Origin of the sequence: Paeniglutamicibacter sulfureus, assembly GCF_039535115.1 — a bacterium.
Lineage (GTDB): Bacteria > Actinomycetota > Actinomycetes > Actinomycetales > Micrococcaceae > Paeniglutamicibacter > Paeniglutamicibacter sulfureus.
The window spans coordinates 4,286,185-4,311,056 of record NZ_BAAAWO010000001.1 but is presented as its reverse complement, the minus strand read 5'-3'; the positions used below and the strand labels follow the sequence as shown (position 1 = coordinate 4,311,056).

Genomic DNA, 24,872 nt, shown 5'->3' with positions numbered 1-24,872 from the left:
CATGAAGGAGCGGTGGAGCGTGAGTTCACATCCCAAGGACGTCACGGCGACCGACCGCGAACGCGCCAAGGCGCAGCGACGCGAAGACCTACTGTCCGAGGCAACCCGGCTCTTTGCCATCCACGGCTACGCTGGGGTCTCGCTCGAGGACCTCGGGGCCGCCTGCGGCATCAGCGGCCCCGCCGTATACCGCCACTTTTCGGGAAAGCCGGCGGTCCTCATTGCCTTGTTGGTGGGGGTCAGCCAGGACCTTCTGGACGGCGGCCGGGAGGTTGCCGCCACCGGCGACACCGCCGCCGAGACGTTGAAGCGGCTGATTGCCTTCCACACGGATTTCGCGTTGGCCCGTCCGGACATCATCCAGGTCCAGGACCGGAACCTGGAAACCCTGCCGGCCCCCGAACTGCAATTGGTGCGCAAACTGCAGCGCGAATACATCGCCCTGTGGACCGAGCAACTGCACCGGATCCACCCGCAGGAGACCAACGCCGTCATCCGCTTCCGGGCCCACGCCGCCTTCGGATTGCTCAACTCAACAGCGCATTCCGCGCACTCCCCGCGCACCTCCAAGGCGGGATTGCGCAGGCTGCTGAACCAGATGGCGGCATCCGCCCTGTTCACACCGGTAGGCTAGGACCTAGACGATCACCACAACTAGAGAGGCAGTGACCGTGCAGCTACGGCCTTTGCAGCCCGAAGACCTGGACCAGTTCTTCGAACACCAGCAGGACCCCGAAGCCAATCTCATGGCTGCCTTCACGGCCCGCAACCCGGCGGACCGCGGGGTCTTCGACCACCACTGGGGTTCGATCATCAACGATCCCAAGGTCATTGTGCGCACCATCGAACACAACGGAGAAGTCGCCGGTTCGATCCTGGTCTTCGAAAACGACACCATCCCGGAGATCAGCTTCTGGACCGCCAGCCGTTACTGGGGCCAGGGCATCACCACCTCGGCCGTGGACGCGTTCCTGGCCGAATACACGGCACGTCCGCTGCGCGCCCGCGTGCCGCAGGACAACATCGGCTCCATCAAGGTCCTGGAACGGCGTGGTTTCAAGGTCATCGAGGAGTCTGCCGATTTCTCCAACGCCCGCGCCGCGGTCGTGAAGGAATTCATCATGGAGCTCAGCTAGCTCCTCCCCGCAGTCTTCGCCCCCGCCGGGGGCACGGCAACGGCCGGGATTCTCCCCTTCTTCGGGGGGGACCCGGCCGTTGGCATGTGCGGATGACCCCCTACTTCCCCGGGGTCTCCACTTCGAGCAGCAGGCGGCGCGCCTCCCGGCGGATAGCTTGTTCGCCGGGCTCCGGAACCGGGGCCGCGGCCAGCAGCCGGCGGGTGTAGTCGTGCTGCGGTGCATGCAACACGTCTGCCACCCTGCCCTGTTCCACCGATTTGCCGTCCTTCATGACCACCACGCGGTGCGCCAGCAGGTCCACCACGGCCAGGTCGTGGCTGACGAAGAGGCAGGCGAACTCGTAGCGGGCCTGCAGTTCCTGGATCATCTCCAGCACCGCCGCCTGCACCGAGACATCCAGTGCACTGGTCGGCTCGTCGGCGATCAGCAGCTCCGGGTCAAGGGTCAGCGCCCGGGCGATGCACACGCGCTGGCGCTGGCCGCCGGAGAGCTCGTGCGGGTAGCGGTTGATCACCGTGCGCGGCAGGTGCACGGCCTCGAGCAGCTCGGAGGCGCGCCGGATGCGCTCGGCGCGGTTGCCGACCTTGTGCACCACCATGGGTTCGGTGATGCAGTCGCCGATCGGGAAACGCGGGTTCAGCGATGCCGCGGGGTCCTGGAAGATGACCCCGATCTTCGCGCGGATGGCCCGCGCTGCCTTGGGCGGCAGCGTCGCGAGGTTGGTTCCCTGGACGGCCAGCACCCCCGAGGCCACGGGCAGCAACCCCAGCACGGCCTTGGCCACCGTCGACTTTCCGGAGCCCGACTCCCCCACGATGCCCAGGATCTGTCCGCGCCCCAACTCGAAGGACAGGTCGTCCACGGCCCGGAACTTGGTGCCGCGCATGTCGTATTCGAGCACCAGGTTCCTGGCCTCGAGAACCAGCTCGCGGTCCGCGTCCAGGGGTGCCTCCGGCTCGGGCACCCACTCCGCCGTCACGTCCACCGCCTCCAGCCTGGGCACCGAGGCCAGCAGCTTCTGCGTGTAGGGGTGTTCCGGGTGGTTGAGCACCTGGTCCACGGTGCCGGTTTCCACCAGCGACCCGTGGAACATCACCGCCACCCGGTCGGCCAGGTCCGCGACCACGCCCATGTTGTGGGTGATCAGCAGGATGCCGGTGTTCAGCTTGTCCTTGAGCTCGCGCAGCAAGTCAAGGATCTCCGCCTGCACCGTCACGTCCAGGGCGGTGGTCGGTTCGTCGGCGATGATGACCTTCGGGTCGCAAGAGATCGCCATGGCGATCACGATGCGTTGGCGCTGGCCGCCGGAGAACTGGTGCGGGTACTGCCTGATGCGCTTGGCCGGATCGGGGATGCCGACCATTTCCAGCAGTTCGATGGCGCGACGGGTGGCATCCTTGCCATAGGCCAGTCCGTGCAGCTCCAGGGATTCGGTGAGCTGGCGCTCGATGGTGAGCACCGGGTTCAGCGCGGTCATCGGTTCCTGGAAGACCATGGCAATGTCCGTGGCGCGCATCTTGCGCATCTTGTTCTCCGCCAGGCCCACCACGTTGACCCCGCCCACCAGGGCCCTGCCGGTGATGTAGGCGTTGGAGGGCAGCAGGCCGATGGCGGCGGTGGAGGTGACCGACTTGCCGGAGCCGGATTCACCCACCAGGGCCACGACCTCGCCGGGGTATACCTCCAGGGAAAGTCCCTTGACGGCGTGCACGTCGGAGAACTCCGTCTCGAAGGAGACGGACAGGTTCTCAAAGCTCAGCGCCGTGGACCGATCGCCTGCCGATGGTGCGGAGATGCTCATTCGGAAACCTCGTCTTTCTGCTTGCGGCGCCTGGCCTTGCGGGTCTGGCGCGGGTCAAAGGCATCGCGCAGCCCGTCGCCCAGGAAGTTCACGCTCAGCGCGATCGCCAGGATGATCATGCCCGGCCACCAGAACAGCCACGGGCGGTTGGTGAAGGCGTTCTGGTACTGGCTGATGAGCAGGCCCAGGGAGGAGTCCGGGGCCTTCACCCCGAAGCCGAGGTAGGACAGCGAGGTCTCCAGCAGGATGGCCCCGGCGATGGCGAACGTCGCGTTCACCACGATGACGCCGATGGTATTGGGCAGCAGGTGCTTGAAGATCACCCGGCTGGTCTTGGCCCCCATGGACTGGGCGGCCGCGACGTATTCGCGTTCACGCAGCGAGAGCACCTCGCCGCGCACCAGTCTGGCCAGGCCGGTCCAGGTCACCAGCCCCAGCACCAGGGCCAGGGCCACGGTGGTGTTGCCCGAGCGCGAGGCGATCTGGCCCAGCACGGCGGCGAGGACCAGCAGCGGAATCACGATGAACAGGTCGGTCATGCGCATCAGCACCGCATCGACCCAGCCGCGGTAGTATCCGGCCACGGCGCCGACGACGGCACCGATCACGGTGGCCACGAACCCGACAATGACGGCGATGATGATCGACTGCTGGGTTCCGCGCATCACCAGCGCGAAGTAGTCCTTGCCCGTGGAGTCCTGGCCGAACGGGTTCTCGCCCCAGCGCAGCCCCTCCCCGCCGAGCCAGCCCGGGATCAGCGAAAGCGTGGGACGTCCCCCGTCGACGACGGATCCGGCCAGCGTGTAGTCCTTGTCCCACCAGCCCGGGATGCCCGCATAGCCGATGGAGGTGAAGGCCATGACGGCAATGAAGGCCAGCACCACCGTCGATATCATGGCGGCCCGGTGGGCGAAGAAGCGGCGGCGGACCAGTTGGCCCTGGCTGAGCGAGACGCTGTCCTTGCGCGCCAACGCCGCGTCCTCGGCCTCGGCCAGCAGGACGGCCGGGGTTTCGGTCGGTTCTTTCTCGATGGTCATCGCCGGCCCTCCCGTGCGTTGTGGTGGTTCGTGTGCTGGTTCATACCCTGATCCTCGGATCCAGAATTGCGTAGAAGATGTCGGCCAGCATGTTGAACACGACCGCGGCGGTTCCCGTCACCAGGAAGAAGGCCATGACCGGGGCCGGGTCCACTTGCAGCAGGCCGGTCCGGAACAATTCGCCCATGCCCTTCCAGCCGAAGACCGATTCGGTGATCACCGCCCCGCCGATCAACCCGGCGAAGTCGAAGGCGGCGATGGTGGCGATGGGGATCATGGCGTTGCGGAAGGCGTGGCGGAAAATCACCGTGCGTTCGCTCAATCCCTTGGACCGGGCGGTGCGGATGTAGTCCTGCTGTCCGACTTCCAGCATCGAGGAGCGGGTGTAGCGGCTGTAGCTCGCCAGCGAGATGATGGCCAGCAGGATGGTGGGCAGCAGCAACTGGGTCCCCTTGTCCAGGAAGTCCTCCCAGAAGGTCCCGGCGAAGTTCGGGGTCTGCGAACCGATGGTGGCGATCGGCCGAGGCTTGAGGAGCAGGAAGCCGGGCCAGGCACGGAAAATGTGGTCAAGGGTGGTCAGCCCGGCCATGACCAGTCCGGTGGCCACCGAGACGCCCATGGCGGGACCGCGAAGGTGCGCCCCCATGTACTTGCCCAGGAGGGCAGGGATGAGCACTGCCAGGATGCCGCCGCCGACGAGGACGAACCAGTTCGGGTTCTCCAGCACGCCGAAGGCCAGGTAGTAGACGACCGCGCCCAGCGCCACCGTCGCCAGCGCCGGGTAGAGCACCTTGGTGTTCCGCAGGCCCACCGTCATGGCGGTCCCGCTCAGTGCCACGCCGAGCCCCAGCACCAGCACTCCGCCGAATCCCAGTTGCGGGAAGCGGAAGAAGTTCAGCCAGGTGAGGTAAGGGATGACGACGGCAACGAATCCGGCTGCCACGGCGAAGGTGATGATGCGCCGCTTGAGCGGGCCGGCCAGGAAGATCTGCATCAGGAAGCCGACCAGCAGCGCGATCGCCGCTATCTGCAGCGGCGAGAAGGCCGGGTCGCGCATCCAGTCGTTGTAGCCAATGGCCAGGTATTCCTTCAGCAGCACGGCTGCCCAGAAGACCGGAAGAGAGAAGAAGAGGAAGGTCATGAAGGTGACGCCGTAGTCCAGTCCCGAGTATTGGCGGACCGCCGTCAGCACGCCGATGGCGATGCCGAGGATCGCTGCCAGTACCGTGGCCAGCAGCACCAGGCGCAGCGTGGAGCTGGCGGCCAGGCTCAGCAGCGCCCCGACATCCACGCCCTGGCGGCTGGTGCCCAGGTCGCATTGGAGGGCGAAGCACTTGCCCACACCCACCAGCCAGGTCCAGTAGCGCTGGTACCAGGGCATGTCCAGGTTCATGAAGGTGATGCGTTGCTGCATCAGGGTTTCGCGGTTTTCCGCGTTGCTTTCCCGGAGCTCCGCCAGCGGGTCGCCGGAGTTGATCACGAGGACGTAGAGCAGGAGCGAGGCCGCAAACAGGATCCCTATCGACGCGCCCAGCCTGCGGAGAATAAATCTCAACACTGCAAGTAGCTACCTTTCTAGCCGATGTGTCCGCGGCCCGTGGGCCGACGGACACGTGGGGCCCGACGCTGGTTGCGCCAGGCCCCACGTTGTTGCCGTTTTCCGTCAGTCGGCTATTCGGCGCGGACCCACTGTTCCGCGTTCCAGACCAGACCGTTCTGGGTGGCCGTCTTGCGGACGTTCAGCACGTCCTCGGCGGATGCCCCCAGTCCCGGGTGGGCGAAGAGCGGGATGCCGAAGAGGTCATCCCAGAGCAGCTTCTCGATCTTCTTGGTTTCCTCCGCGTGGACGTTGGTGTCCAGGGTGGTGGTTAGGCGTTCCCAGGCCGCGTCGACCTCGGTGTTGGAGTACTTGCCGTAGTTCTGCGGCTTGCCCGTGGCGTAGATGTTCTCGCCGGAGGTGATCTGGCCGGATCCGGCCCAGGCGAACAGTGCCACCTCGTAGTCGCCGCGCTCCTGGGTGCCGCCCGGGGCGAAGAACTTCGGGTCGCCTGCATCGACGATGTTGAAGCCAGCCTGGTCGCAGGAGGACTTGATCATGGCCACTTCTTCGGTGCGGCGCGGGTTCGGGGCCGAGTATCCGATCCGGACCTCCGGCTTGTCGACCCCTTCGGTCTCGAGGATCTTCTTGGCGCCTTCGATGTCGACGTTGTCGTACTGTCCGGCGTAGGCCGCGGACACGACGTCGCCGTAGCTTTCCTGGAACGGGAAGACCTCGCGGGTGTTCATGACCTGGGCCTCCGGGTTCAGCGGTTTGATCAGGTTATCGACGATCTGCTGGCGCGGGACGCACATGGCGAAGGCCTTGCGAAGCTCCAGGTTGTCGGCGAAGAGCGCATCCTTGGTGAAGTTGAAGTCGAGGTGCTCCCAGGTGAGCGTGTCGCCCTGGTGGACCTGCACCGTGTCACCGAGGGCGGTGAGCTGTGCGAGCGTGTCGACTGTGGGCTGCGGTTCGATGACGTCGATGTCGCCGTTCTGCAGGGCCTGGACCATGGTGTCCGGTGCGGCAAAGCGAATGACCAGTTCCTTGGTTGCCGCCGGGGTGCCGTAGTAGTTCTCGTTGGCCACCAAGGTGATGGACTGTCCGGCTTCCCAGCTGCCCAGCTTGTACGGGCCGGAAACGGGAATGAGGTCGGCGGCCGGAAGCGTGCCCGGGGAGGTGTTCCAACCCGTGTTCCAGAATTTTGCGGCCTCCTTCAGGGCATCGGAGTCGCCCGCGCGAATGGCATCGACCATTTCGGTGGTGCTCATGCCGGCTTCCTTGGCCACGATGTGTGCGGGGCTGTAGATCATCGTCTGGATGGCGAAGTCCGGATCGGGGTTCGCGTAGGTGACGGTGAATTCCTTGCCGGCCGGATCCCCCTCGGGACCCTTGGGGATGGTCTGGCCCAGGTCCTGCGAGACCGAGTCGAAGAGCGGCTTGTCGCCATCGGCGAGATTCGTGTTCTGTACGGCCCAGGCAAGCACCGAGTCGGCGACGGTGATGTCGGTGCCGTCGGACCACTTGGCCTCGGGATTGATGGTGTACTTGACGGTCATCGGGTCTTCGCTGATGACCTCGTATGAGCCGAGGTCCTCGTTCGGGTAGACCTTTCCGTCGGTGCCGAAGTACGTGAAGCTGGCGAAGAGCCTGTCGGTGACGGCGGAGTTGTAGGTGCTGTAGGACTGCGGAGTCAGGCCGTTGTAGCTGATGAAGTCTTCGGCGCCGACCGAGTAGCTGACCGAGTCGTCCTTGGTCGTGATATCGCCGAGGTCGGCAAGGCCGGTGTCTGCCGGTTCAACGCTGAACTTGCCGCTGGCTCCTGCCGCCGGTGCGGACGAGGCTGTTTCACTGGGGCCGCCAGGGGCACATGCACTTAGCGCGAGTGCGAGCGCAGCACCCACCGCGACAGCCTTGGAAATACGTTGGAAACGCATTTCTCCTCCTAATTAGCTTGATCTAGATGAAGCCGGGGGTTTAATCCGGATGCGGTCCATGCAGTGTGCGATGCCCCACAATTTAGAACCATAGCCCCGATTTCAACGTATGGATATAAAAACACCCCTTCATATTTACCTGCCATCCGTGCCGCCACTTGGCCGCTCGTGCCGCGCTTAGCGCCGAACTCCGATGTGACGGGCGCTACAACCGCGAAAAATCAAGGATTCACTTCACATTGAGGTTTGCCAATTACTACCCGCAAGTAGGTGGCGGTGGTCCGCCCGGATTTATAACAGTTTGGAAACACGGCCGCGAATGGCGCTCCGCGCCATCCGGAGCGGCTTGTTTCAGGGGCAGACAGGGTTAAGTCAATGGAGGGGCGAACCTTCCGGTTCACCCCTCCACGTCGCATCTCCTACTGCCGAATTGTCAGCAATTCCTCACTCAACTACAGGCTCAAGGTGGACCCCGGGATCGAGCGGAGCAGGTTGCTGGTGTACTCGCTCCGGGGGTTGTTGAACACCTCGTCCGTGGTGGAGTGCTCCACGATCTTGCCGTACTGCATCACGCAAACATCGTCGGCGATCTGCCGCACCACGGCCAGGTCGTGGGTAATGAACAAGTAGGTGAGGTTCAGCTCCTCCTGCAGCTTGTTCAACAGGTTCAGGATCTGCGCCTGCACCAACACGTCCAGTGCCGAGACGGCCTCGTCGCAGATAATCACTTCCGGGTTCAACGCCAGGGCGCGCGCGATGGCAATGCGCTGTCGCTGCCCGCCGGAAAGCTCGTTGGGGAACCGGTGCATCGTGGACGAGGGCATCGATACGTGTTCCAGCAGTTCCTTGACCCGTTGCTGCCGGGACTTGGCGTCACCGATTCCGTGGATCCTCAGCGGCTCCTCAATGGTTCGATAGATGCTGTACATCGGATCCAGGGAACCATAGGGGTCCTGGAAGATCGGCTGCACCCGTCGACGGAACTTGAAGAGGTCGCGTTCGGACCGGTCAGTCATGTCCTGGCCGTCAAAGCTGATGGATCCGGAGGTGGGCTTCAACAGGCTCAGCACCATCTGGGCCACCGTGGACTTGCCCGAGCCGGACTCCCCCACGATCGCCGTGGTGGTGCCGCGCTTGACGGAGAAGGACACATTGTCCACAGCGGTGAAGTCCTCGCTGCGGCCCAGTCCCTTGCGGATCTTGAAGACCTTGGTCAGGTCCTTGATCTGCAGGACGTCGTCGTCTGTCATCTCATGCTCGGCCTTGACCACCGCATTGACTTCCTCGGCCACCTCCGCCGGCTGTGATTGCAGCCGCTTGGAGGCCAGCGACGGAGCCGCGGCAACGAGGCGCTGGGTGTAGGGGTGGACCGGGTTGCGCAGGATTTCCAGGGCCGGCCCTGATTCAACGACCTGCCCCTTGTACATCACCACGATCTTTTCGGCGCGCTCCGCCGCCAGACCCAGGTCGTGGGTGATCAGCAGCACGGCCGTGCCCAGCTCGCTGGTCATGGTGTCCAAATGGTCCAGGATCTGCTGCTGCACCGTCACGTCGAGGGCGCTGGTTGGTTCGTCGGCAATCAGCAGCCGCGGGCGGCAGGCCAGGCCGATGGCAATCAGTGCGCGCTGGCGCATGCCGCCGGAGAACTCGTGCGGGTACTGCCCGGCGCGCTTTGCCGCATCGGGCAGCCCTGCGTCCGAGAGTACCTGGGCGACGCGTTCCTTGGAGTTGTTTCCGGCCAGGCCGTTGGCCTTCAGGGTTTCCTGGACTTGGAAGCCGATCTTCCACACCGGGTTCAGGTTGGACATGGGGTCCTGGGGAACCATGCCGATCGAACTGCCGCGCAGCTCAATGATGCGCTTCTCGTTGGCGTGGGTGATGTCCTCGCCGTCAAAAATGATCTGGCCGCCGGTGACCTTGCCGTTGCCGGGCAGCAGGCCGATGGCCGACAGCGCGGTGGTGGACTTTCCGGAACCGGACTCCCCCACGATGGCCACGGTCTCGCCCGGCATCACCGTCAGGTGGGCCTTGCGCACGGCGTTGACCGGCCCCTCGGGGGTGGTGAATGTGATGGCCAGGTCCCTGATTTCAAGCAGCGGAAGGTCGTCCCGGACCGAGTCGAACATAGTGGGTTTCTTCAATAATTCGCTCATGGTGCTAGCCCTTACGTGACTTTGGATCGAGTGCGTCGCGCACGGCGTCACCGAGCATGATGAAGCTCAACACCGTGATGGACAGGGCCAGTGCCGGCCACATGAGGATCTCCGGGTTGTTGCGCACGGAGATCTGCGCGGAGGCGATGTCATTGCCCCAGCTCATGATGCTCGGCGGCAGCCCCAAGCCCAGGAACGACAGCGTCGCCTCGGCGACGATGTAGATGCCCAGCGAGATGGTCGAAACCACGATGACCGGTGCCAGGGAGTTAGGCACCACGTGCTTGACCAGGGTCTTGAACTTGGACAGGCCCAACGAGCGCGAGGCCATGACGTAGTCCGAGCTCTTGGCCTCAATGACAGCGCCGCGGGTGATGCGGGCCATTTGCGGCCAGCCGAAGATCGCCAAGGTGATGATGACGGTCCAGATGCTGCGGTTCTCCCTGAATGCCGGCAGCTGCATGATGATGATGGCGCCAAGGATCAGCGGCAAGGCAAAGAAGATGTCGGCCAGTCGGGCCAGTACCGCGTCGAGCCAGCCGCCATAGTAGCCGGCCAGGGCGCCGAGGATGCCGCCAAAGACGACCACCGCGATGGTGGTGAACAACCCGACCAGCACCGAGGCTTGGGCGCCGTACATGATGCGCGCATAGATGTCGCAGCCTTGGAACGTGAAGCCCAGCGGGTGCCCGGCCGAGGGCCCTTGGCGGGCAAAGGAGAGGCTGCAGGCTGTTGGACTGGTGCTGGTGAACAGCCCGGGAAAGGCAGCCACGGCAATCACCAGGAGGATGAGCAGAGCGGAAATGATGAACAGCGGCTGCGTGCGCAACGAGCGCCAGGCCTGGGCCCACATGCTCAACGGCTGCGCGGTTTCGTCCACCTTGTCCACGGACTGCAGCGGGGTTTCCTCCAGCGGTGCCACATAGTGCTCGATGTGGCGACTGGAGATCTTTCCGGCGCGGACGCGGGGAGCCTGCGTGGTCGGTTCGATGATTTCGGGAGTTGGATTCTCAGACAAGGCGGATCCTTGGGTCAAGCCACGCGTAGAGCAAATCAACGACGAGGTTAGCGATAACAAAAACAACTACGAGGACGCTGACGACTGCCACGACGGTTGGGGTTTCACCCTTGAGTACGGCCTGGTACACCAGATTGCCGATCCCCGGGACGTTGAAGATGCCTTCGGTGACGATGGCGCCGCCCATGAGGGTTCCGAGGTCGGCACCGAGGAAGGTGACCACCGGAATCAGCGAGTTGCGCAGAATGTGGACCATGATCACGCGGCGGCGGCTCAGGCCCTTCGCGGTTGCAGTGCGCACATAGTCTGCCTGCTTGTTCTCGATGATCGACGTGCGGGTCAGTCGCAGCACGTAGGCCAGCGAAACCAGCCCGAGGACGGTAGCTGGCAGTATCAGGTCACCCCATGGAGCCGTGGAACCGACGGTCGGTTTGGCCCAGTCGAGCTTCACTCCGACGATAAACTGCAGCACGAAACCCAGGACGAAGGTGGGTACGGCGATGACGATCAGCGAGGCAACCAGCACCGTGGAGTCGAAGAGCTTGCCCTTTTTCAGGCCGGCGATGACGCCGAAGATGATGCCGAAGAAGGCCTCGATGGCCAGGGCCATCACGGCCAGGCGCGCGGTCACGGGCATGGCCCGGGCAATGACGTCCGCCACTGGCTGGCCGGAGAAGGTCTGGCCCAGGTCGAAGGTCACCAGGTTCTTGAGGTACAGGAAATACTGGACCCAGAACGGCTGGTCTAGGTTGTACTGGGCACGCAGCGCGGATTCAACCGCGGGGCTCATCGGCTTGCCGCCGGACAGTGCGGCGATGGGATCGCCGGGGGTGGCAAAGACCAAGAAATACACCAGCAGGGTGGCCCCGAAGAATACCGGGATCAACTGCAGGAATCTCTTGAATGTAAACATGATCATGGAACTGCCACCGTGGGTGTTGTGGGGGTGATCGAATCGATCAAGGGACTACTCCTTGTAAGGAAGTTCAGGTTGGCTGGCGGGGATGCTTTGCCGGTTGACGCAAGAAGGGGGACCCTAGGGCGGGTCCCCCTTTCTCACGTGGTGGATCAGCAGCGGGACGGGCTACTTGCCGACGATGGCGTTGTAGACCGGGACACCGTTCCATCCGAACTTCACATCGGAGACGCTTTCGCTCCATCCGCCTTGGACCGCCTGGTACCACAGCGGGATGACAGGCAGATCCTTGAGCAGGATCTCCTGGGACTCGTTGAAGATCTTGTTGCCTTCCTCCACGGAGGTGGCGGCAAGGCCCTCGGCCAGCTTCTGGTCGAATTCCTTGCTTGAGTAGTCGCCGTCGTTGGAACCGGCACCGGTGCCGTACAGCGGGCCAAGGAAGTTGTAGAGCGACGGGTAGTCAGCCTGCCAGCCGGCGCGCGAGGCGCCCTTGAGATCCTTGGAGACCACCAGTTCACGCATTTCCTTGAACGTCGGGATCGGGTTCAGCTCGGCCTTGATTCCCAGGGTGTTGGAAATCTGGTTGGCCATGGCCTCGATGTATTCCTTGTTGCCCGCTCCATCGATGTTCGAGGTGATGGTGAAGGTTTTGTCGGCCGGCCACGGATCGATCTTCTCGGCCTCGGCCCACAGTTCCTTGGCCTTCTCGGCGTTGAACGTCAGCACTTCGTTGCCAGGGAGGGCATCGGAGTAGCCGTCGAGCACCGGGGAGGTGAAGTCCTTCGCGACCTGCTTGCCACCGAAGAAGATGTTGTCGATGATCTCCTGGCGGTTGATGGACATGGAGATGGCCTGGCGGCGAAGCTGGCCAGCCTCGCCCTTGAACTCTGGCAGGTAGCTGGCGATCGTCATGGTCGCGTTGCCCGCGTAGGCCTGGTTGACCCAGCGGTCGCCGAGGTCGTCCTGGTAGTTCTGCAGGGCGCTCGGTGGGATCTGGTCCAGCACGTCCAGGTTGTTGGCCAACAGGTCCTGGTAAGCAGCATCAAAGGTGCTGTAGATCTTGAACGACACGCCGCCGTTGGCTGCGGTGCGTGGACCGGAGTAGTCGGCATTGGGAACCAGGTCGATCTGGACGTTGTGCTTCCAGCCGTCCTCGGCCAGCTTGTACGGGCCGTTGCCTGCGGGCTTTTCGCCGAAAGCCTTGGGATCCTCGAATGCGGCGGCCGGCAGCGGGTAGAAGGCGGTGTAGCCCAGGCGCAGCGGGAAGTCGGACTCGGCGCGCTTGAGTTCGACGGTGAAGGTGGTGTCGTCGACGACCTTCAGGCCCTCCATGGTCTCCGCGGTGGCACCCTCGGCACTGACCTCGTCATAGCCCTTGATGGACTCGAAGAAGTACGAGTTCAGCTGGGCATTCTTGGCGGCTGCACCGAAGTTCCAGGCATCCACGAAGGACTTGGCCGTAACGGCCTCGCCGTTGGTGAACTTCTGCCCGGACTTGATCTTGATGGTGTAGTTCATGGCGTCGGTGGTCTCGATGGACTCCGCCAACTCATTGACCGGCTTGCCGTCGATGTCGTAGCTGACCAACCCGGTGAAGAGCAGATCCATCACGCGTCCGCCGCCGACTTCATTGGTGTTGGCCGGCAAAAGACCGTTTTGCGGTTCGGTCGAGTTTGCCGTGATGACCTTCGCCGGGTCTCCGCCGGTGGTTTCGTCGGCTTCGTTTCCTCCGCCGCCGCCACCACAGGCGGTCAGGGTCAGGGCCAGGGCTGCGGAAAGCACAAGGGCCTTCGAGGTGCGGTTGTAACGCATTCTTTCTCCTCAACGAGTTTGTTGGTTGGCGTGGGTGCCTGTTTAAGCACCGCCAAACCAGGGTGAGTCTCATCACTCACATGTGAGACTACTCATAAATCTCTGAAACAACTAATGAACGACTGCCCTGAAACAGAATCTTAATGATTCTGCAACTTATGACTGGATGACATTTCACCTCATTCATTGTGGGGACCCTGACATCGACCAGTCCCCCCTACAACAAACCCATCAGCATCGACGGGTCTTCAAGGACCCGTCCGATTTCCGCTAGGAACCTGGCGCCTTGCTCCCCGTCGACCACGCGATGGTCAAAGGACAGTGAGAGCACCATGATGTGTCGCAGGGCAATCTCGTCCCGGTGTTCCCACGGCATCTTGCGTACCTGGCCCATGGCGAGGATTCCTGCCTGGCCCGGCGGCAGGATCGGGGTGCCTCCATCCACGCCGAAGACACCCACATTGCTGATGCTGAAGGTCCCTCCACCGAGCTGGGCCGGGGTGATCCGTCCGTCCCGCGCCGCGGAAGTCAGTTCCCCGATTTCGCGTGCCAGCTCCGCAAGGTCCATGCCCTGGGCGCCGTGGACGACAGGAACCATCAGCCCGCGATCGGTCGCCGCGGCGATCCCGAGATTCACGTGGCCGAACTCGACAATTTCGTTGTTTTCCCCGTCCCAGTGCGAGTTCAGCGTGCGGTGCCGGGCCAGCGCGAGGACGACCACCTTGGCCACCAGGGTGGTCACCGTGATCTTCACGCCGGAAAGCCGCGGCGAGGTGCGCAACCGCTCCAGCAGCGCCAAGGTCTCAGTGACATCCACGCTCAGGAATTCGGTCACGTGGGGAGCGGTGAAGGCGCTGGCCACCATGGCGGCGGCGGTGGCCTTGCGCACGCCCTTGATGGGGGTGCGTGTTTCGCCCCGGGTGCCGGCGGTTTCGCGCTGCGGTTCCGCCTCAACGCCGACGCCCTCGGAGGCACGCACGACATCCTCGCGCGTGATCAGCCCGTTGGTGCCGGTGCCCTTGAGCGAGCCCAGGTCGATGTTGTGGTCCCGGGCGTATTTGCGCACCGGCGGGGTGGCCCGCAGGTGGCCGATCCCCCGCGGCACCTCGTCACCGGCATCAACCATCCGGAGCCCGGGATTCGGCGAAGCGGGTTTCGCCTCGGATGAACCGCCGGCACCCCGGCCGGCGGAAGCCGGAGCTGTGTGCGCCGGTTCCTGCCGCGGTGCCTGGGCCTTGCGGGCCCGGCGCGTCGGATGCCCGCTGTTTTCGACGGCAGCTCCGTATCCCACCAGGGTCGGCTGCCGTTTGGCCGGCTCATCTCCCCCGTCCCGGGCTTCCCGCCCGGAAGTGCCGGAATGGTCGGGCACGTCGAAGGAAATGAGCGGGTTGCCGACCTCCACGACGGCGCCGACCTGCTCATAGACCTTTTTCACGACCCCGCTGAACGGAGAGGGAAGTTCCACGATCGCCTTGGCGGTCTCGACCTCGGCGATGACCTGGTTCAGTTCCACGGTGTCGCCCTCGGCAACGCGCCAGGAGAGGATCTCGGATTCGGTCAGGCCCTCACCGAGATCGGGCAGCTTGAAGAGTTTCTCCATGGTGGTGTTCATCCTTCCTCTCCCAGCAGGTCGCCGGTGCGTCGCATGGCCCTGTCGACCCCATCAAGGATCCGGTCAAGATCCGGAAGATGGTGGTGTTCCAGCTTCGAGGGCGGGTAGGGGATGTCGAATCCGGTGACCCGCACCGGGGCGTGGTCCAGGTGGTCGAAGCAGCGCTCGGTGAGGCTTGCGGCAAGCTCCGCGCCGATGCCGCCGAACTTGGAGGCCTCATGGGCGATGACCACCCGGCCGGTCTTGCGGACGGATGCGGAAAGCGTGACGAAGTCCACCGGTTCGATGCTGCGCAGGTCGATGACCTCGATGTCGATTCCCTCGTCTTGTGCCGCTGCAGCGGCATCCATGGCGGTTTTCACCAGCGGACCATAGGCAATCAGCGTCAGGTCCGCGCCCTCGCGCACCACCTGCGCGTTGTAGAGCGAGCCGGGATCCGGCACCAGGTCCGTGTCAACCTCCCCGCGCACGTGGTAACGCCGCTTGGGCTCGAGGAAGATCACCGGGTCGTCGTCGGCGATCGCCTGCTGGAGCATGGTGTAGGCGTCCTGCGGGTTCGACGGCGAGACCACCCGCAGACCGGCGGTGTGGGCGAAGTAGGCCTCGGGCGATTCGGAGTGGTGCTCCGGGGAGCCGATGCCGCCGCCGAAGGGGATGCGGATGGTCACCGGCAGCTTGACGTTGCCGCGGGAACGGAAATGCATCTTGGCCAGCTGGGAGACGATCTGGTCGAAGGCCGGGTAGACGAAGCCGTCGAATTGGATTTCCACCACCGGGCGGTAGCCGCGGAATGCCAGGCCGATGGCGGTGCCGACGATGCCGGATTCGGCCAGCGGTGTGTCGATGACACGGTGCTGGCCGAAGTCTTTTTGCAGTCCGTCGGTGATGCGGAAGACGCCGCCGAGCTTGCCGATGTCCTCGCCCATGAGCACGACCTTGGAATCGTGTTCCATGGCCGAACGCAAGGAGGTGTTCAGGGCCTGTGAGAAGGTGAGGGTTTTCATTTGGTTCCCTGCCCTTGGACGGCAAAGCCGGCGAGATAGTTGGAGTAGTTTTCGCGTTGTTCCTCCAGCCCCTGATGGGGATGGCTGTAGACGTGGGCGAAGAGGTCGTCCACGGTGGGGTCCGGCATGGTGGTGATGGCCTCACGCAGGCCGGCGGCCAGCTCGTCGGCCGCGGACTCGGAGCGTTTCTTCAGCTCCCCCAGGTCCGCGCCCAGGCTGTCCAGGTGCGCGGCGACCCTATCCAGGGGGTCCTTCGCAGCCCATTCCTCCAGCTCCAGCGCATCGCGGTAGCGCGTGGGATCGTCCGCCGTGGTGTGGGCGCCCATCCGGTAGGTGACCGCCTCGATGAATGCCGGGCCGCTGCCGGTGCGCACGTGGGCCAGGGCCGCGCGGGTGGCCGCCATGACCGCGAGAACGTCGTTGCCGTCGACCCGCCAGGTGGCCAGGCCGAAGCCTGCTGCCCGGTCGGCGATGTGCCCGGTGGTCTGCCTGGCGACGGGTTCGGAGATGGCCCAGTGGTTGTTCTGGCAGAAGAACACCAGCGGCGCCTGGTAGCTGGCGGCGAAGACCATGGCCTCGCTGACATCGCCCTGGCTGGTGGCCCCGTCCCCGAAGTACGTGATGGCCGCGGCGGCCGAGCCGTCGAACTTCAGCCCCATGGCGTAGCCGGCGGCGTGCAGGGTCTGCGCCCCGATGACGATCTGTTGGTTGGCCATGTTGACCTCGTAGGGGTTCCACCCGCTGGGAGCCGCCCCGCGCCACATGCGCAGCAGGTCGTGCGGGTTCACTCCGCGGCAATAGGCGACCCCGTGTTCGCGGTAGGAGGGGAAGATGAAATCGTCGTTTTCCAGCGCGCGGCCGGATCCGATCTGCGCGGCTTCCTGGCCCAGCAGCGGGGCCCAGAGCCCCAGCTCGCCCTGACGCTGCAAGGCGGTGCCTTCGGCATCCAGGCGGCGGATGCAGGCCATGTCGATGTACAGCTTTTCCAGCGCGGGAACATCGATGTCACCGACCCATTCATCGAGCTCGGGGCATGGGTGGCGGGTGCCGTCGGGGGAAATCACCTGGAGGTAGGTATCGGGGCCCTCGGGGGCCTTCGGGTCAAACGTGGGGGACACGGTCAGCATCCTTTGCGTCGATGGCGAATCAGGATTGGCATTCCGGTGGGACGTGCCGTTCCTGCGGGTGCGGCCTCATCGCCGCCACCTATCTGTGATGCTACTCACGTTATGCAGGGCGCACAATCCTTGGACGACCCATTGCGCAGCTTGCACTATTCGCAGAGGTCACGCGGTGCTAATCTTGCGCATTATGCAGCAACTTGATGCCACCGACCTGCGGATCCTTTCGGCCCTGTGCCACCGCCCCAAGGCCAGCGCCGTGGCGCTGGCCAGCGAACTGGGACTCAGCCGCAACACCGTCCAGGCCCGCTTGGTGCGACTGGAATCCAACGGCGCGCTGCTGCCCTTCGAACAGCGCGTGAACCCGGCTGCCCTTGGTTTCCCGCTGGTCAGTTTCGTGCACATCCACGTGCGCCAGCGCTTGCTGGGCAACATCGTGGAACGGCTGCGCGCGATCCCGGAAATTATCGAGGCGCACGGGGTGACCGGATCCGCCGACATCCTGGCGCGCGTGGTGGCGGATAGCGCGGAGGAGCTCTTCCGCGTCAACGGCCAGATCCTGGCCATCGAGGGAGTGGAACGTGCCGACACCTCGCTGTCGATGGCCGAGTTGATTCCGCACCGCACCACCGCCCTGATTCAGATGCGCCTGGCCTCCGGCCCTGGGACCAAGTCCGCGGGGAACGGCCCGGACGCCGACGACTGATCGGCGACTTCCCAAACCAGTACATACGTCCACCCCGGTGGCGCGTGATAGTTGCCAGCGATCTTCGGAGCACGACAAAGGCGGCGCCGTCTCCCTATGGGGGAAGGAAACGACGCCGCCCATGTGCCTCGGTGGAGCCGGGCCGCAGCCCGCCCGCACCGCGGATCTTGCCCGGCTGCTAGTGGTCGACGGCCTTTTCGGCACCGACACCGGTCAGCGAGCGTACTTCCATTTCCGCAGACTTGACGACGTCCTCGGAATTCTTATCCAGCACCGAGCCCAACCAACCTAGGAAGAAGGCCAGCGGGATCGAGACGATGCCGGGGTTGGCCAGCGGGAAGATCGCGAAGTCGGCGCCCGGGATCATGGACGTCGGCAGACCCGACATCACCGGGGAGAAGACGATCAGCAGGATCGCGGAGCCGAGGCCGCCAACCATGGACCAGACTGCGCCCTGGGTGGTGAACTTCTTCCAGAACAGCGAGTACAGGATGGTGGGCAGGTTGGCCGAGGCCGCCACCGCGAAGGCCAGGGCCACCAGGAAGGCGACGTTCTGCCCCTGGGCGCCGATGCCGCCGAGGATCGCGAAGACACCGATGACGATGACGGTGCGGCGTGCCACCTTCATTTCCTTCTCCGGGGTGCTCTTGCCCTTGGCGATGACCGAGGCGTAGACGTCGTGGGCGAAGGATGCCGCCGCGGTGATGGTCAGGCCCGCCACCACCGCAAGGATGGTGGCGAAGGCGACCGCGGAGATCAGGCCCAGCAGCAGCGGGCCGCCGAGTTCGAAGGCCAGCAGCGGGGCCGCGGAGTTCACGCCGCCCGGGGCGGCCTTGATCTTGTCGGCACCGATCATGGCGCCGGCACCGTAGCCCAGCACCAGGGTGAAGAGGTAGAAGCCGCCGATGAGCCAGATGGCCCAGACCACCGACTTGCGGGCCTCCTTGGCGGTGGGAACCGTGTAGAAGCGCATGAGTACGTGCGGCAGGCCGGCGGTGCCGAGCACCAGGGCCAGGGCCAGGGAGATGAAGTCCAGCTTGGAGGTCTCCGACTTGCCGTATTGCAGGCCCGGGTTCAGGATCTCCGGGGTTCCGGCGCTTTCCACCGCCGCCCCCAGCAGGGCTGAGAAGTTGAAGCCATAGTTGGCCAGGACCATGATGGTCATGATAAACGCGCCGGCAATCAGCAGGCAGGCCTTGATGATCTGCACCCAGGTGGTGCCCTTCATGCCGCCGATCAGCACGTACACGATCATCAGCGCGCCGACGACGACGATGACCAGTGACTGGCCCATCTTGTCATCGATGCCCAGCAGCAGGGAGACCAGCGCGCCGGCACCGGCCATCTGGGCCAGCAGGTAGAACACGCAGACCGCGAGGGTGGAGATGGCCGCGGCGATGCGCACCGGGCGCTGCTTGAGGCGGAAGGAGAGCACGTCCGCCATGGTGAACTTGCCGGTGTTGCGCAGCAGCTCTGCGACCAGCAGCAGGGCCACCAGCCAGGCGACCAGGAATCCGATGGAGTAGAGGAAGCCGTCATAGCCGTTGATGGCAATGGCCCCCACGATGCCCAGGAACGATGCGGCCGAGAGGTAGTCCCCGGCGATCGCGGTGCCGTTCTGCGTCCCGGTGAAGGAACGCCCGCCGGCGTAGTAGTCGGCGGCGGTCTTGTTGTTGCTCGAGGCCTTGAGCACCACGATCAGGGTGATGCCCACGAAGATGCCGAAGATCCCGATGTTGACCCACGGGTTGCCGACCTTGGTCGATTCGGCGGCCGCGGCGAGGACCGATGAAGTAAGGACGTTCATGGCCTACTCCCCTTCCTGTGCTTCGAGGCGCTTGCGGATCGCGGTTGCCTTCGGATCAAGCTTCTTGTTGCTGTAGGAGACGTAGGCGGCGGTGATGCCGAAGGTGGAAACAAATTGCAGCAGGCCCAGCAGCAGGCCCACGTTGAAGTTGCCCCATACCTTGATGGACATGAATTCGTGCGCATAGTCGGCCAATAGGACGTAGGCGAAGTACCACAGCAGGAAAATGACTGCCATGGGGAAAACAAAGCTGCGGTGCGTCTTGCGCAGCTCGCGGAACTCTTCCGAGTCCTGCTCTTTCTCAAAATCAATGCCGGTTCCAAGGTCCGACTCTTCGGTGGTGCTCATGACTCCTCCTTCACAAGGGGCTCAAGGCGCCAGGAGCGGTACCTTGCCCGAGCCGTCCGATCAGGCCGGCCTTGTGGGGTACGCCACCTGGCAGGGTGACTAAGATCACCCTGCGCCATGGACCCTCCACGCGGGAAGGGGGCCGGGTGCGGCATCCGGCAAACGGTCCCCCGGATGCGCCAAGCGGCACCTGACGACGACGAACGGCATGCCCGTCCGGGCGCCGCGTAGGCTTGGGAACATGCTCTCCACCGCGCTGCAGATGACCCTGATTGTCGCCACCGTCGTGGTCGGCGGCACCCTGGTGGGCTATCTGGCGTTCAAGATCGCGCGCTCCAGCCGGGACCTGGGGACCGACGCCGAGAAGGCGACCTTTGAGACCCTTCACCGGGTCTCGGTGGCGGCCCCGCACCTGGCCCAGGGCCTCACCCCGGAAGGTGCCGCCACGGCAGGGAAGCACCTGCGCGCGCTGCTGGCTGCCCAGGGATTGGTCATCACCGACACCTCGGCGGTGCTCGCGGTGGACGGCACGATCCCGGACACCGGGGACCGGGGCACCGCCGCGGCGCTGGAACTTGCGGCCGCTGCGCTCTCCGCCACCCGCACCCAGGTCAAGCGCTCGGATACCGGGGACATGGTCTGCGCCCCGATCATGGTCGGGGACGTCCCGGTGGGCACCGTCTGCGCGTACATCCCGCGCGCCGGTGCCGGGTTCGTGCGCGCGGTGGCCGAGGTCGCCGCCTGGGTCGCGGCGCAGGTGGGGCTGGCCGAGCTCGATGCCTCCCGTGCATTGCTCATGGAGGCGGAGGTCCGCGCGCTGCGCGCCCAGATCAGCCCGCACTTCATCTACAACTCGCTGAACGCGATCGCCTCGTTCATCATCACCGACCCGGCCCGGGCACGCGAACTGGTGGTGGAGTTCGCCGACTTCACCCGCTATTCCTTCCGCCGCCACGGGGACTTCACCACGCTCGCCGAGGAACTCACCGCCATCGACAGGTACCTGCTGCTGGAAAAGGCGCGCTTCGGCGACCGCATCAAGGTCTCCCTGGCCATAGCCCCCGAGGTGCTGGCCACCGCCATCCCGTTCCTGAGCCTGCAGCCGCTGGTGGAAAACGCCGTGCGCCACGGCCTGGAATCCAAGCCCGGCGGCGGACTGATCACCATCAGCGCCTCGGATTCGGGCGAATACGCGTTGATCACCGTGGAGGACGACGGGGTGGGCATCGACCCGGTGGCCCTGGCGGCGGTGCTGGCGGGGACCACCGAGTCCATCCATGTGGGCCTGCGCAATGTCGATGTGCGACTGCGTCAGGTCTACGGGGACGCCCACGGGCTGGTCATCGACACCGCCCCGGGTGCCGGCACGCTGATCACCATGCGCATCCCCAAGTTCCGCCCCGGGGTCGAGCCCACCGCGCCGGGCATCGCCGCCCGATAGCGCGCCGGGTCCGCCTTCCCCCGCGGGGTGCGGGTAAAATGACGTGCATGATTAACGTGGTCGTTGCCGACGATGAACTGCCTGCCGTTGCGGAACTGGCGTATTTGTTGTCGCTCGATTCACGGGTGGGCACCATCCACCGGGCCAATTCCGGGGCCGAGGCCTTGAAGGCCCTGGAGGAGTTCGAGGTCGACGCCCTCTTCCTGGACATCCACATGCCGGCGCTCTCCGGGCTGGACATCGCCCGGGTCATCTCCCGCTTCACCCGTCCCCCGGCCGTGGTCTTCGTGACCGCCGACGAGGACCAGGCGCTGGAGGCCTTCGAGCTGGCCGCGGTGGACTACGTGCTCAAGCCGGTGCGCCCCGAGCGCCTGGCCGAGTCGGTCCGCCGCATCTGCGAGCTGGCCGAGGAGGACACCGTGAAGCCGGACATGGTCACGGTGGAAAAGGGCGGCATCACCAAGATGATCCGCCGCGACGAGATCCTCTACGTGCAGGCGCAGGGCGACTACGCGCGGCTGCACATCAAGGATGCCAGCTACCTGATCCGGGTCCCGCTCAACGACCTGGAGCAGCAGTGGGGGGCGGCAGGCTACGTCCGCATCCACCGCTCCTACCTGGTGTCCATGGACAAGATCGACACCGTCAAGCTGGCCACCGGCAAGGCCGTGGTTCTCATCGGCGGCACCGAGCTCCCCGTCTCGCGCCGCGCCCTGCCCTACCTGCGCGAGAAGCTGGCCGCGAATCGAGTCCGGCCGCTGTGAGCGAATCCGGCGCCGCCGCCGAGCCGCCGCGCGAATCCCCCGGTCCGCACCCGGTCCAGGCTCCCGATGACGGGCTCCCGGCACCCACCGGAGCCCGCGTGCGGGTCAGCGCACCCGCCGGCACCATGCTGAACATCGTCCGCCGTTCCGCCCCGGATGCCGCCGACACCTTCTACGTCCACTCGCTGATCCGCTCGCAGCTGCGCCTGGCCGCCTCGGTGGCCCTGGGCTTCCTGTTGGTGCTGGTGGGCCTCGCCGTCATGGTGTTCACCTGGCCGCAGATCAACGACATCCGCCTGGCGACCATCCCCTTGCCGTGGTGGTTGCTGGGCGTGGGCGTCTACCCGCTGATCATGCTCTGTGCCTTCCTCTTCAACCGGGCGGCGGCGCGCAACGAGGCCAAGTACCGGAGCATCGCCAAATGATCAATCCGGCCGTTGCCCTGCTCTCGGTGTTGCTGGTTTCCCTGGCGACGGTGCTCATTGCCGTCAACGGGCTGCGGCTCTCGCGCACCACCGGGGACTTCTACGTGGCATCGCGCACCGTCAAGCCCTGGTGGAACGCCAGCGCCATCGGCGGGGAATACCTTTCGGCCGCATCGTTCCTGGGCATTGCCGGGCTCATCGTGGTCTCCGGGCAGGACGGGTTGTGGTTCCCCATCGGGTACACCGCCGGCTACTTGATGCTGCTGCTCTTTGTGGCGGCGCCGCTGCGCCGCTCCCGCGCGTACACCATCCCCGACTTTGCGCAGATCCGGCTGGGCTCGATGAGGCTGCGCAGGCTCACCAGCTTCCTGGTGGTGGTCATCTGTTGGCTGTACATCGTCCCGCAACTGCATGGAGCCTCGCTGACGCTGGGCATCAGCACCGGGCTTCCCGGTTGGATGGGTTCGGTACTGGTCATGGGGATCGTGTGCCTCACCGTGCTGGCCGGCGGCATGCGCTCGATCACCTTCGTCCAGGCGTTTCAGTACTGGCTCAAGCTCGCGGCCCTGGCGATCCCCGCCGTCTTCCTGCTGCTGCATCTGGGCCTGGCCGGGGAATCGGCGACCCTGGGCGGTGCCGTCTTCGATCACGCCAGCGACCCGGCGGCGAACCAGGGCCTGTACTACAACATCTCGCTGCTGGTGGCGCTGCTCTTTGGCACGCTGGGACTGCCCCACGTGCTGGTGCGCTTCTACACCAACCCGGATGGTCCCTCGGCCCGAAAGACCACCGCGATCGTGCTGGGATTGCTGGCGTTGTTCTACCTCTTCCCCACGGTGCTGGGCATCCTGGGCAGGGCCTTCACCCCGGAACTTGCCACCAGCGGGAACGCCGATGCCACGGTGTTGCTGCTGCCGGGGCGCATCGTGGGCGGAACCGCCGGGGATGCGCTGACGGCGATCATCATCGGCGGTGCCTTCGCCGCGTTCCTCTCCACCTCCTCGGGCCTGGTGGTCTCCCTGGCCGGGACCATCTCGCAGGACCTGTTCCGCGGCACGGTGCGCGGATTCCGGATCTCCACGCTCATCGCCACCGCCGTCCCGCTGCTGCTGGCCATGGGCACCTCCAGCCTGGCGCTGGCCGGTGCCATCGGCTCGGTCTTTGCCTTCACCGCGGCAACCATCTGCCCGCTGCTGTTGCTGGGGATCTGGTGGCGCGGGCTCACCGTTGCCGGGGCGATTTCCGGCATGGTGACCGGCGCCGTGTGCTGCGGCGCGTCCCTGGTACTGGCGGCAGCGGTGCCCAACGAGCCGCAGTCCTTCCATGCCCTGCTGGCGCAGCCGGCCGCCTGGTGCGTGCCGCTGGCATTCCTCGTGATGATCTTCGTGTCCCTGGCAACCAGGCGCCGCCCGCCCGGACGCATCGACGAGGTCATGGCCCGACTGCATGTTCCCGAGGCGCAGGCCGGAACGCTGCCCTGACGCCTGGGACCGTCACGGCCCCTGATGCGGGCATAAAGAATGCGGTTGGCCTGGTGACAGACACCAGGCCAACCGCATTGAAGACTTCGACGGAGCCGAAAGGCTAGTCGATCGAGGCCATGAGCTCCACGACGCGATCCAGGAACGCGTCGACCTGCGACTCCTCGTAGCCGTGCTCGCCCTCGGCGCGGCGGAACTCCGCCCGTCGCACGGCGTCGACGCTCATCGGGACGTCCTTCTCGAAGTAGTCAATGAGCTGGGAGCAGAGCTTGTCCACGTCCTGGACGTTGTAGCTCGACGCGCTGGAGCGCGAAGGCCTGCGGAAGCGCTCGCCTGGGGACCGGTGCAGGCGTCCACGCAGGATCGCCGAGAGCCGGCCGACCTGCTGCAGCCAGGCGTCCTCGCCATCGGCGTGGATCAGTGCATCGCGTTCCCGCTGGGCAAAGACGTCCTCGAGCCTGTCCAGCGCACCGTCCACCTCGCGGGCGCTGTAGCCGCCGCGCTGGGCAGGGAAAACCGTGCGGCGGACCATGTGGCTGGTGACAATCGAATCATCGTCGCCGTCGCCATTGAACGTGGCTCGGGCGCGGGCGAGGAACACATCCACCTGTTTGGTGTTGTAGCCGAATTCCTTTTCCCCCACGCGCTCAAAGGGGCTGGGTGCCGGCTGTGCCTTGTCCTGACTCACAATTCTTTCCTTGGTGTTGGTATTGCGTACCGGAAGACCGGCACCTTGTTGCTGCGGGTGGTGCGATTGCCCGGGTTCAACCGGGGCGCGGCGGCACCAACCCGCATGTCCATCTTAGGGATGCT

The 24,872-nt window shown here is 65.1% G+C and carries 21 protein-coding genes; 7 read left to right on the top strand and 14 right to left on the bottom strand.

Annotated elements, in window-relative coordinates; translation table 11 throughout:
* Positions 1-19 precede the first annotated feature (19 nt).
* Together ABD687_RS19510 and ABD687_RS19505 are read left to right on the top strand one after the other, a co-directional pair.
* Complete coding sequence (locus ABD687_RS19510) at positions 20-634, top strand: TetR/AcrR family transcriptional regulator (protein WP_264268090.1); 615 nt, start codon at positions 20-22, stop codon at positions 632-634.
* Between the two features lie 37 nt (positions 635-671).
* On the top strand, positions 672-1,136 hold the full coding sequence (locus ABD687_RS19505) for a GNAT family N-acetyltransferase (protein WP_264268091.1): 465 nt from the start codon (positions 672-674) through the stop codon (positions 1,134-1,136).
* A 100-nt stretch (positions 1,137-1,236) separates the two neighbouring features.
* On the opposite strand, the gene ABD687_RS19500 is transcribed toward ABD687_RS19505, so the two are convergent.
* The 11 genes from ABD687_RS19500 to pdhA form a co-directional block, all read right to left on the bottom strand.
* A complete protein-coding gene (locus ABD687_RS19500) occupies positions 1,237-2,940 on the bottom strand; it encodes an ABC transporter ATP-binding protein (RefSeq protein ID WP_310288760.1) in 1,704 nt (567 codons plus the stop codon).
* Complete coding sequence (locus ABD687_RS19495; protein ID WP_310288763.1) at positions 2,937-3,977, bottom strand: ABC transporter permease; 1,041 nt, start codon at positions 3,975-3,977, stop codon at positions 2,937-2,939. The genes ABD687_RS19500 and ABD687_RS19495 overlap by 4 nt, the downstream gene beginning before the upstream one ends.
* 40 nt (positions 3,978-4,017) lie before the next feature.
* Positions 4,018-5,535: an ABC transporter permease gene (locus ABD687_RS19490; protein ID WP_310288765.1), complete on the bottom strand. Its 1,518-nt coding sequence runs from the start codon at positions 5,533-5,535 to the stop codon at positions 4,018-4,020.
* A gap of 113 nt (positions 5,536-5,648) precedes the next feature.
* Entirely contained in the window at positions 5,649-7,451 is a 1,803-nt protein-coding gene (locus ABD687_RS19485; protein WP_302262681.1) for an ABC transporter family substrate-binding protein, read from the bottom strand.
* 452 nt (positions 7,452-7,903) lie between these two features.
* Positions 7,904-9,604 (bottom strand): dipeptide ABC transporter ATP-binding protein, encoded by a 1,701-nt coding sequence (locus tag ABD687_RS19480; RefSeq protein WP_302262682.1) that lies wholly within the window; start codon positions 9,602-9,604, stop codon positions 7,904-7,906.
* 4 nt (positions 9,605-9,608) lie between these two features.
* On the bottom strand, positions 9,609-10,595 hold the full coding sequence (locus ABD687_RS19475; protein WP_264268593.1) for an ABC transporter permease: 987 nt from the start codon (positions 10,593-10,595) through the stop codon (positions 9,609-9,611).
* A gap of 19 nt (positions 10,596-10,614) precedes the next feature.
* The gene (locus ABD687_RS19470) at positions 10,615-11,541 is read right to left on the bottom strand and encodes an ABC transporter permease (RefSeq protein ID WP_264268097.1); all 927 of its coding nucleotides are present in this window, start codon (positions 11,539-11,541) and stop codon (positions 10,615-10,617) included.
* Between the two features lie 165 nt (positions 11,542-11,706).
* Positions 11,707-13,350: a peptide ABC transporter substrate-binding protein gene (locus ABD687_RS19465; RefSeq protein ID WP_264268098.1), complete on the bottom strand. Its 1,644-nt coding sequence runs from the start codon at positions 13,348-13,350 to the stop codon at positions 11,707-11,709.
* Between the two features lie 217 nt (positions 13,351-13,567).
* Positions 13,568-14,962 (bottom strand): dihydrolipoamide acetyltransferase family protein, encoded by a 1,395-nt coding sequence (locus ABD687_RS19460; protein WP_310288769.1) that lies wholly within the window; start codon positions 14,960-14,962, stop codon positions 13,568-13,570.
* Complete coding sequence (locus tag ABD687_RS19455; RefSeq protein WP_310288772.1) at positions 14,959-15,966, bottom strand: alpha-ketoacid dehydrogenase subunit beta; 1,008 nt, start codon at positions 15,964-15,966, stop codon at positions 14,959-14,961. Before ABD687_RS19455 ends, ABD687_RS19460 begins: the two co-directional genes overlap by 4 nt.
* Positions 15,963-17,093: a pyruvate dehydrogenase (acetyl-transferring) E1 component subunit alpha gene (pdhA, locus tag ABD687_RS19450; protein ID WP_377700368.1), complete on the bottom strand. Its 1,131-nt coding sequence runs from the start codon at positions 17,091-17,093 to the stop codon at positions 15,963-15,965. Before pdhA ends, ABD687_RS19455 begins: the two co-directional genes overlap by 4 nt.
* A gap of 184 nt (positions 17,094-17,277) precedes the next feature.
* Between pdhA and ABD687_RS19445 the strand changes: the two genes are divergently transcribed.
* Complete coding sequence (locus ABD687_RS19445; protein WP_264268102.1) at positions 17,278-17,793, top strand: Lrp/AsnC family transcriptional regulator; 516 nt, start codon at positions 17,278-17,280, stop codon at positions 17,791-17,793.
* A gap of 178 nt (positions 17,794-17,971) precedes the next feature.
* Here ABD687_RS19445 and ABD687_RS19440 read toward each other — a convergent pair whose 3' ends face one another.
* Positions 17,972-19,600, bottom strand: a complete 1,629-nt coding sequence (locus ABD687_RS19440; RefSeq protein ID WP_264268103.1) for a solute symporter family protein — start codon at positions 19,598-19,600, stop codon at positions 17,972-17,974.
* Positions 19,601-19,603: 3 nt separating this feature from the next.
* Positions 19,604-19,948, bottom strand: a complete 345-nt coding sequence (locus ABD687_RS19435) for a DUF485 domain-containing protein (protein WP_264268104.1) — start codon at positions 19,946-19,948, stop codon at positions 19,604-19,606.
* Between the two features lie 241 nt (positions 19,949-20,189).
* On the opposite strand from ABD687_RS19435, the gene ABD687_RS19430 reads away from it, so the two are divergent.
* Genes ABD687_RS19430 through ABD687_RS19415 form a run of 4 tightly spaced genes read left to right on the top strand, consistent with a single transcriptional unit; the run spans position 20,190 to position 24,059 of the window.
* Positions 20,190-21,389, top strand: a complete 1,200-nt coding sequence (locus ABD687_RS19430; RefSeq protein WP_264268105.1) for a sensor histidine kinase — start codon at positions 20,190-20,192, stop codon at positions 21,387-21,389.
* Between the two features lie 47 nt (positions 21,390-21,436).
* Positions 21,437-22,153 (top strand): LytR/AlgR family response regulator transcription factor, encoded by a 717-nt coding sequence (locus ABD687_RS19425; RefSeq protein WP_310288784.1) that lies wholly within the window; start codon positions 21,437-21,439, stop codon positions 22,151-22,153.
* A complete protein-coding gene (locus tag ABD687_RS19420; protein ID WP_264268107.1) occupies positions 22,150-22,578 on the top strand; it encodes a hypothetical protein in 429 nt (142 codons plus the stop codon). The genes ABD687_RS19425 and ABD687_RS19420 overlap by 4 nt, the downstream gene beginning before the upstream one ends.
* Complete coding sequence (locus tag ABD687_RS19415; protein WP_310293370.1) at positions 22,578-24,059, top strand: sodium/solute symporter; 1,482 nt, start codon at positions 22,578-22,580, stop codon at positions 24,057-24,059. The genes ABD687_RS19420 and ABD687_RS19415 overlap by 1 nt, the downstream gene beginning before the upstream one ends.
* Before the next feature lie 103 nt (positions 24,060-24,162).
* Here ABD687_RS19415 and ABD687_RS19410 read toward each other — a convergent pair whose 3' ends face one another.
* The gene (locus ABD687_RS19410; RefSeq protein ID WP_264268108.1) at positions 24,163-24,747 is read right to left on the bottom strand and encodes a DivIVA domain-containing protein; all 585 of its coding nucleotides are present in this window, start codon (positions 24,745-24,747) and stop codon (positions 24,163-24,165) included.
* Positions 24,748-24,872: the final 125 nt, after the last annotated feature.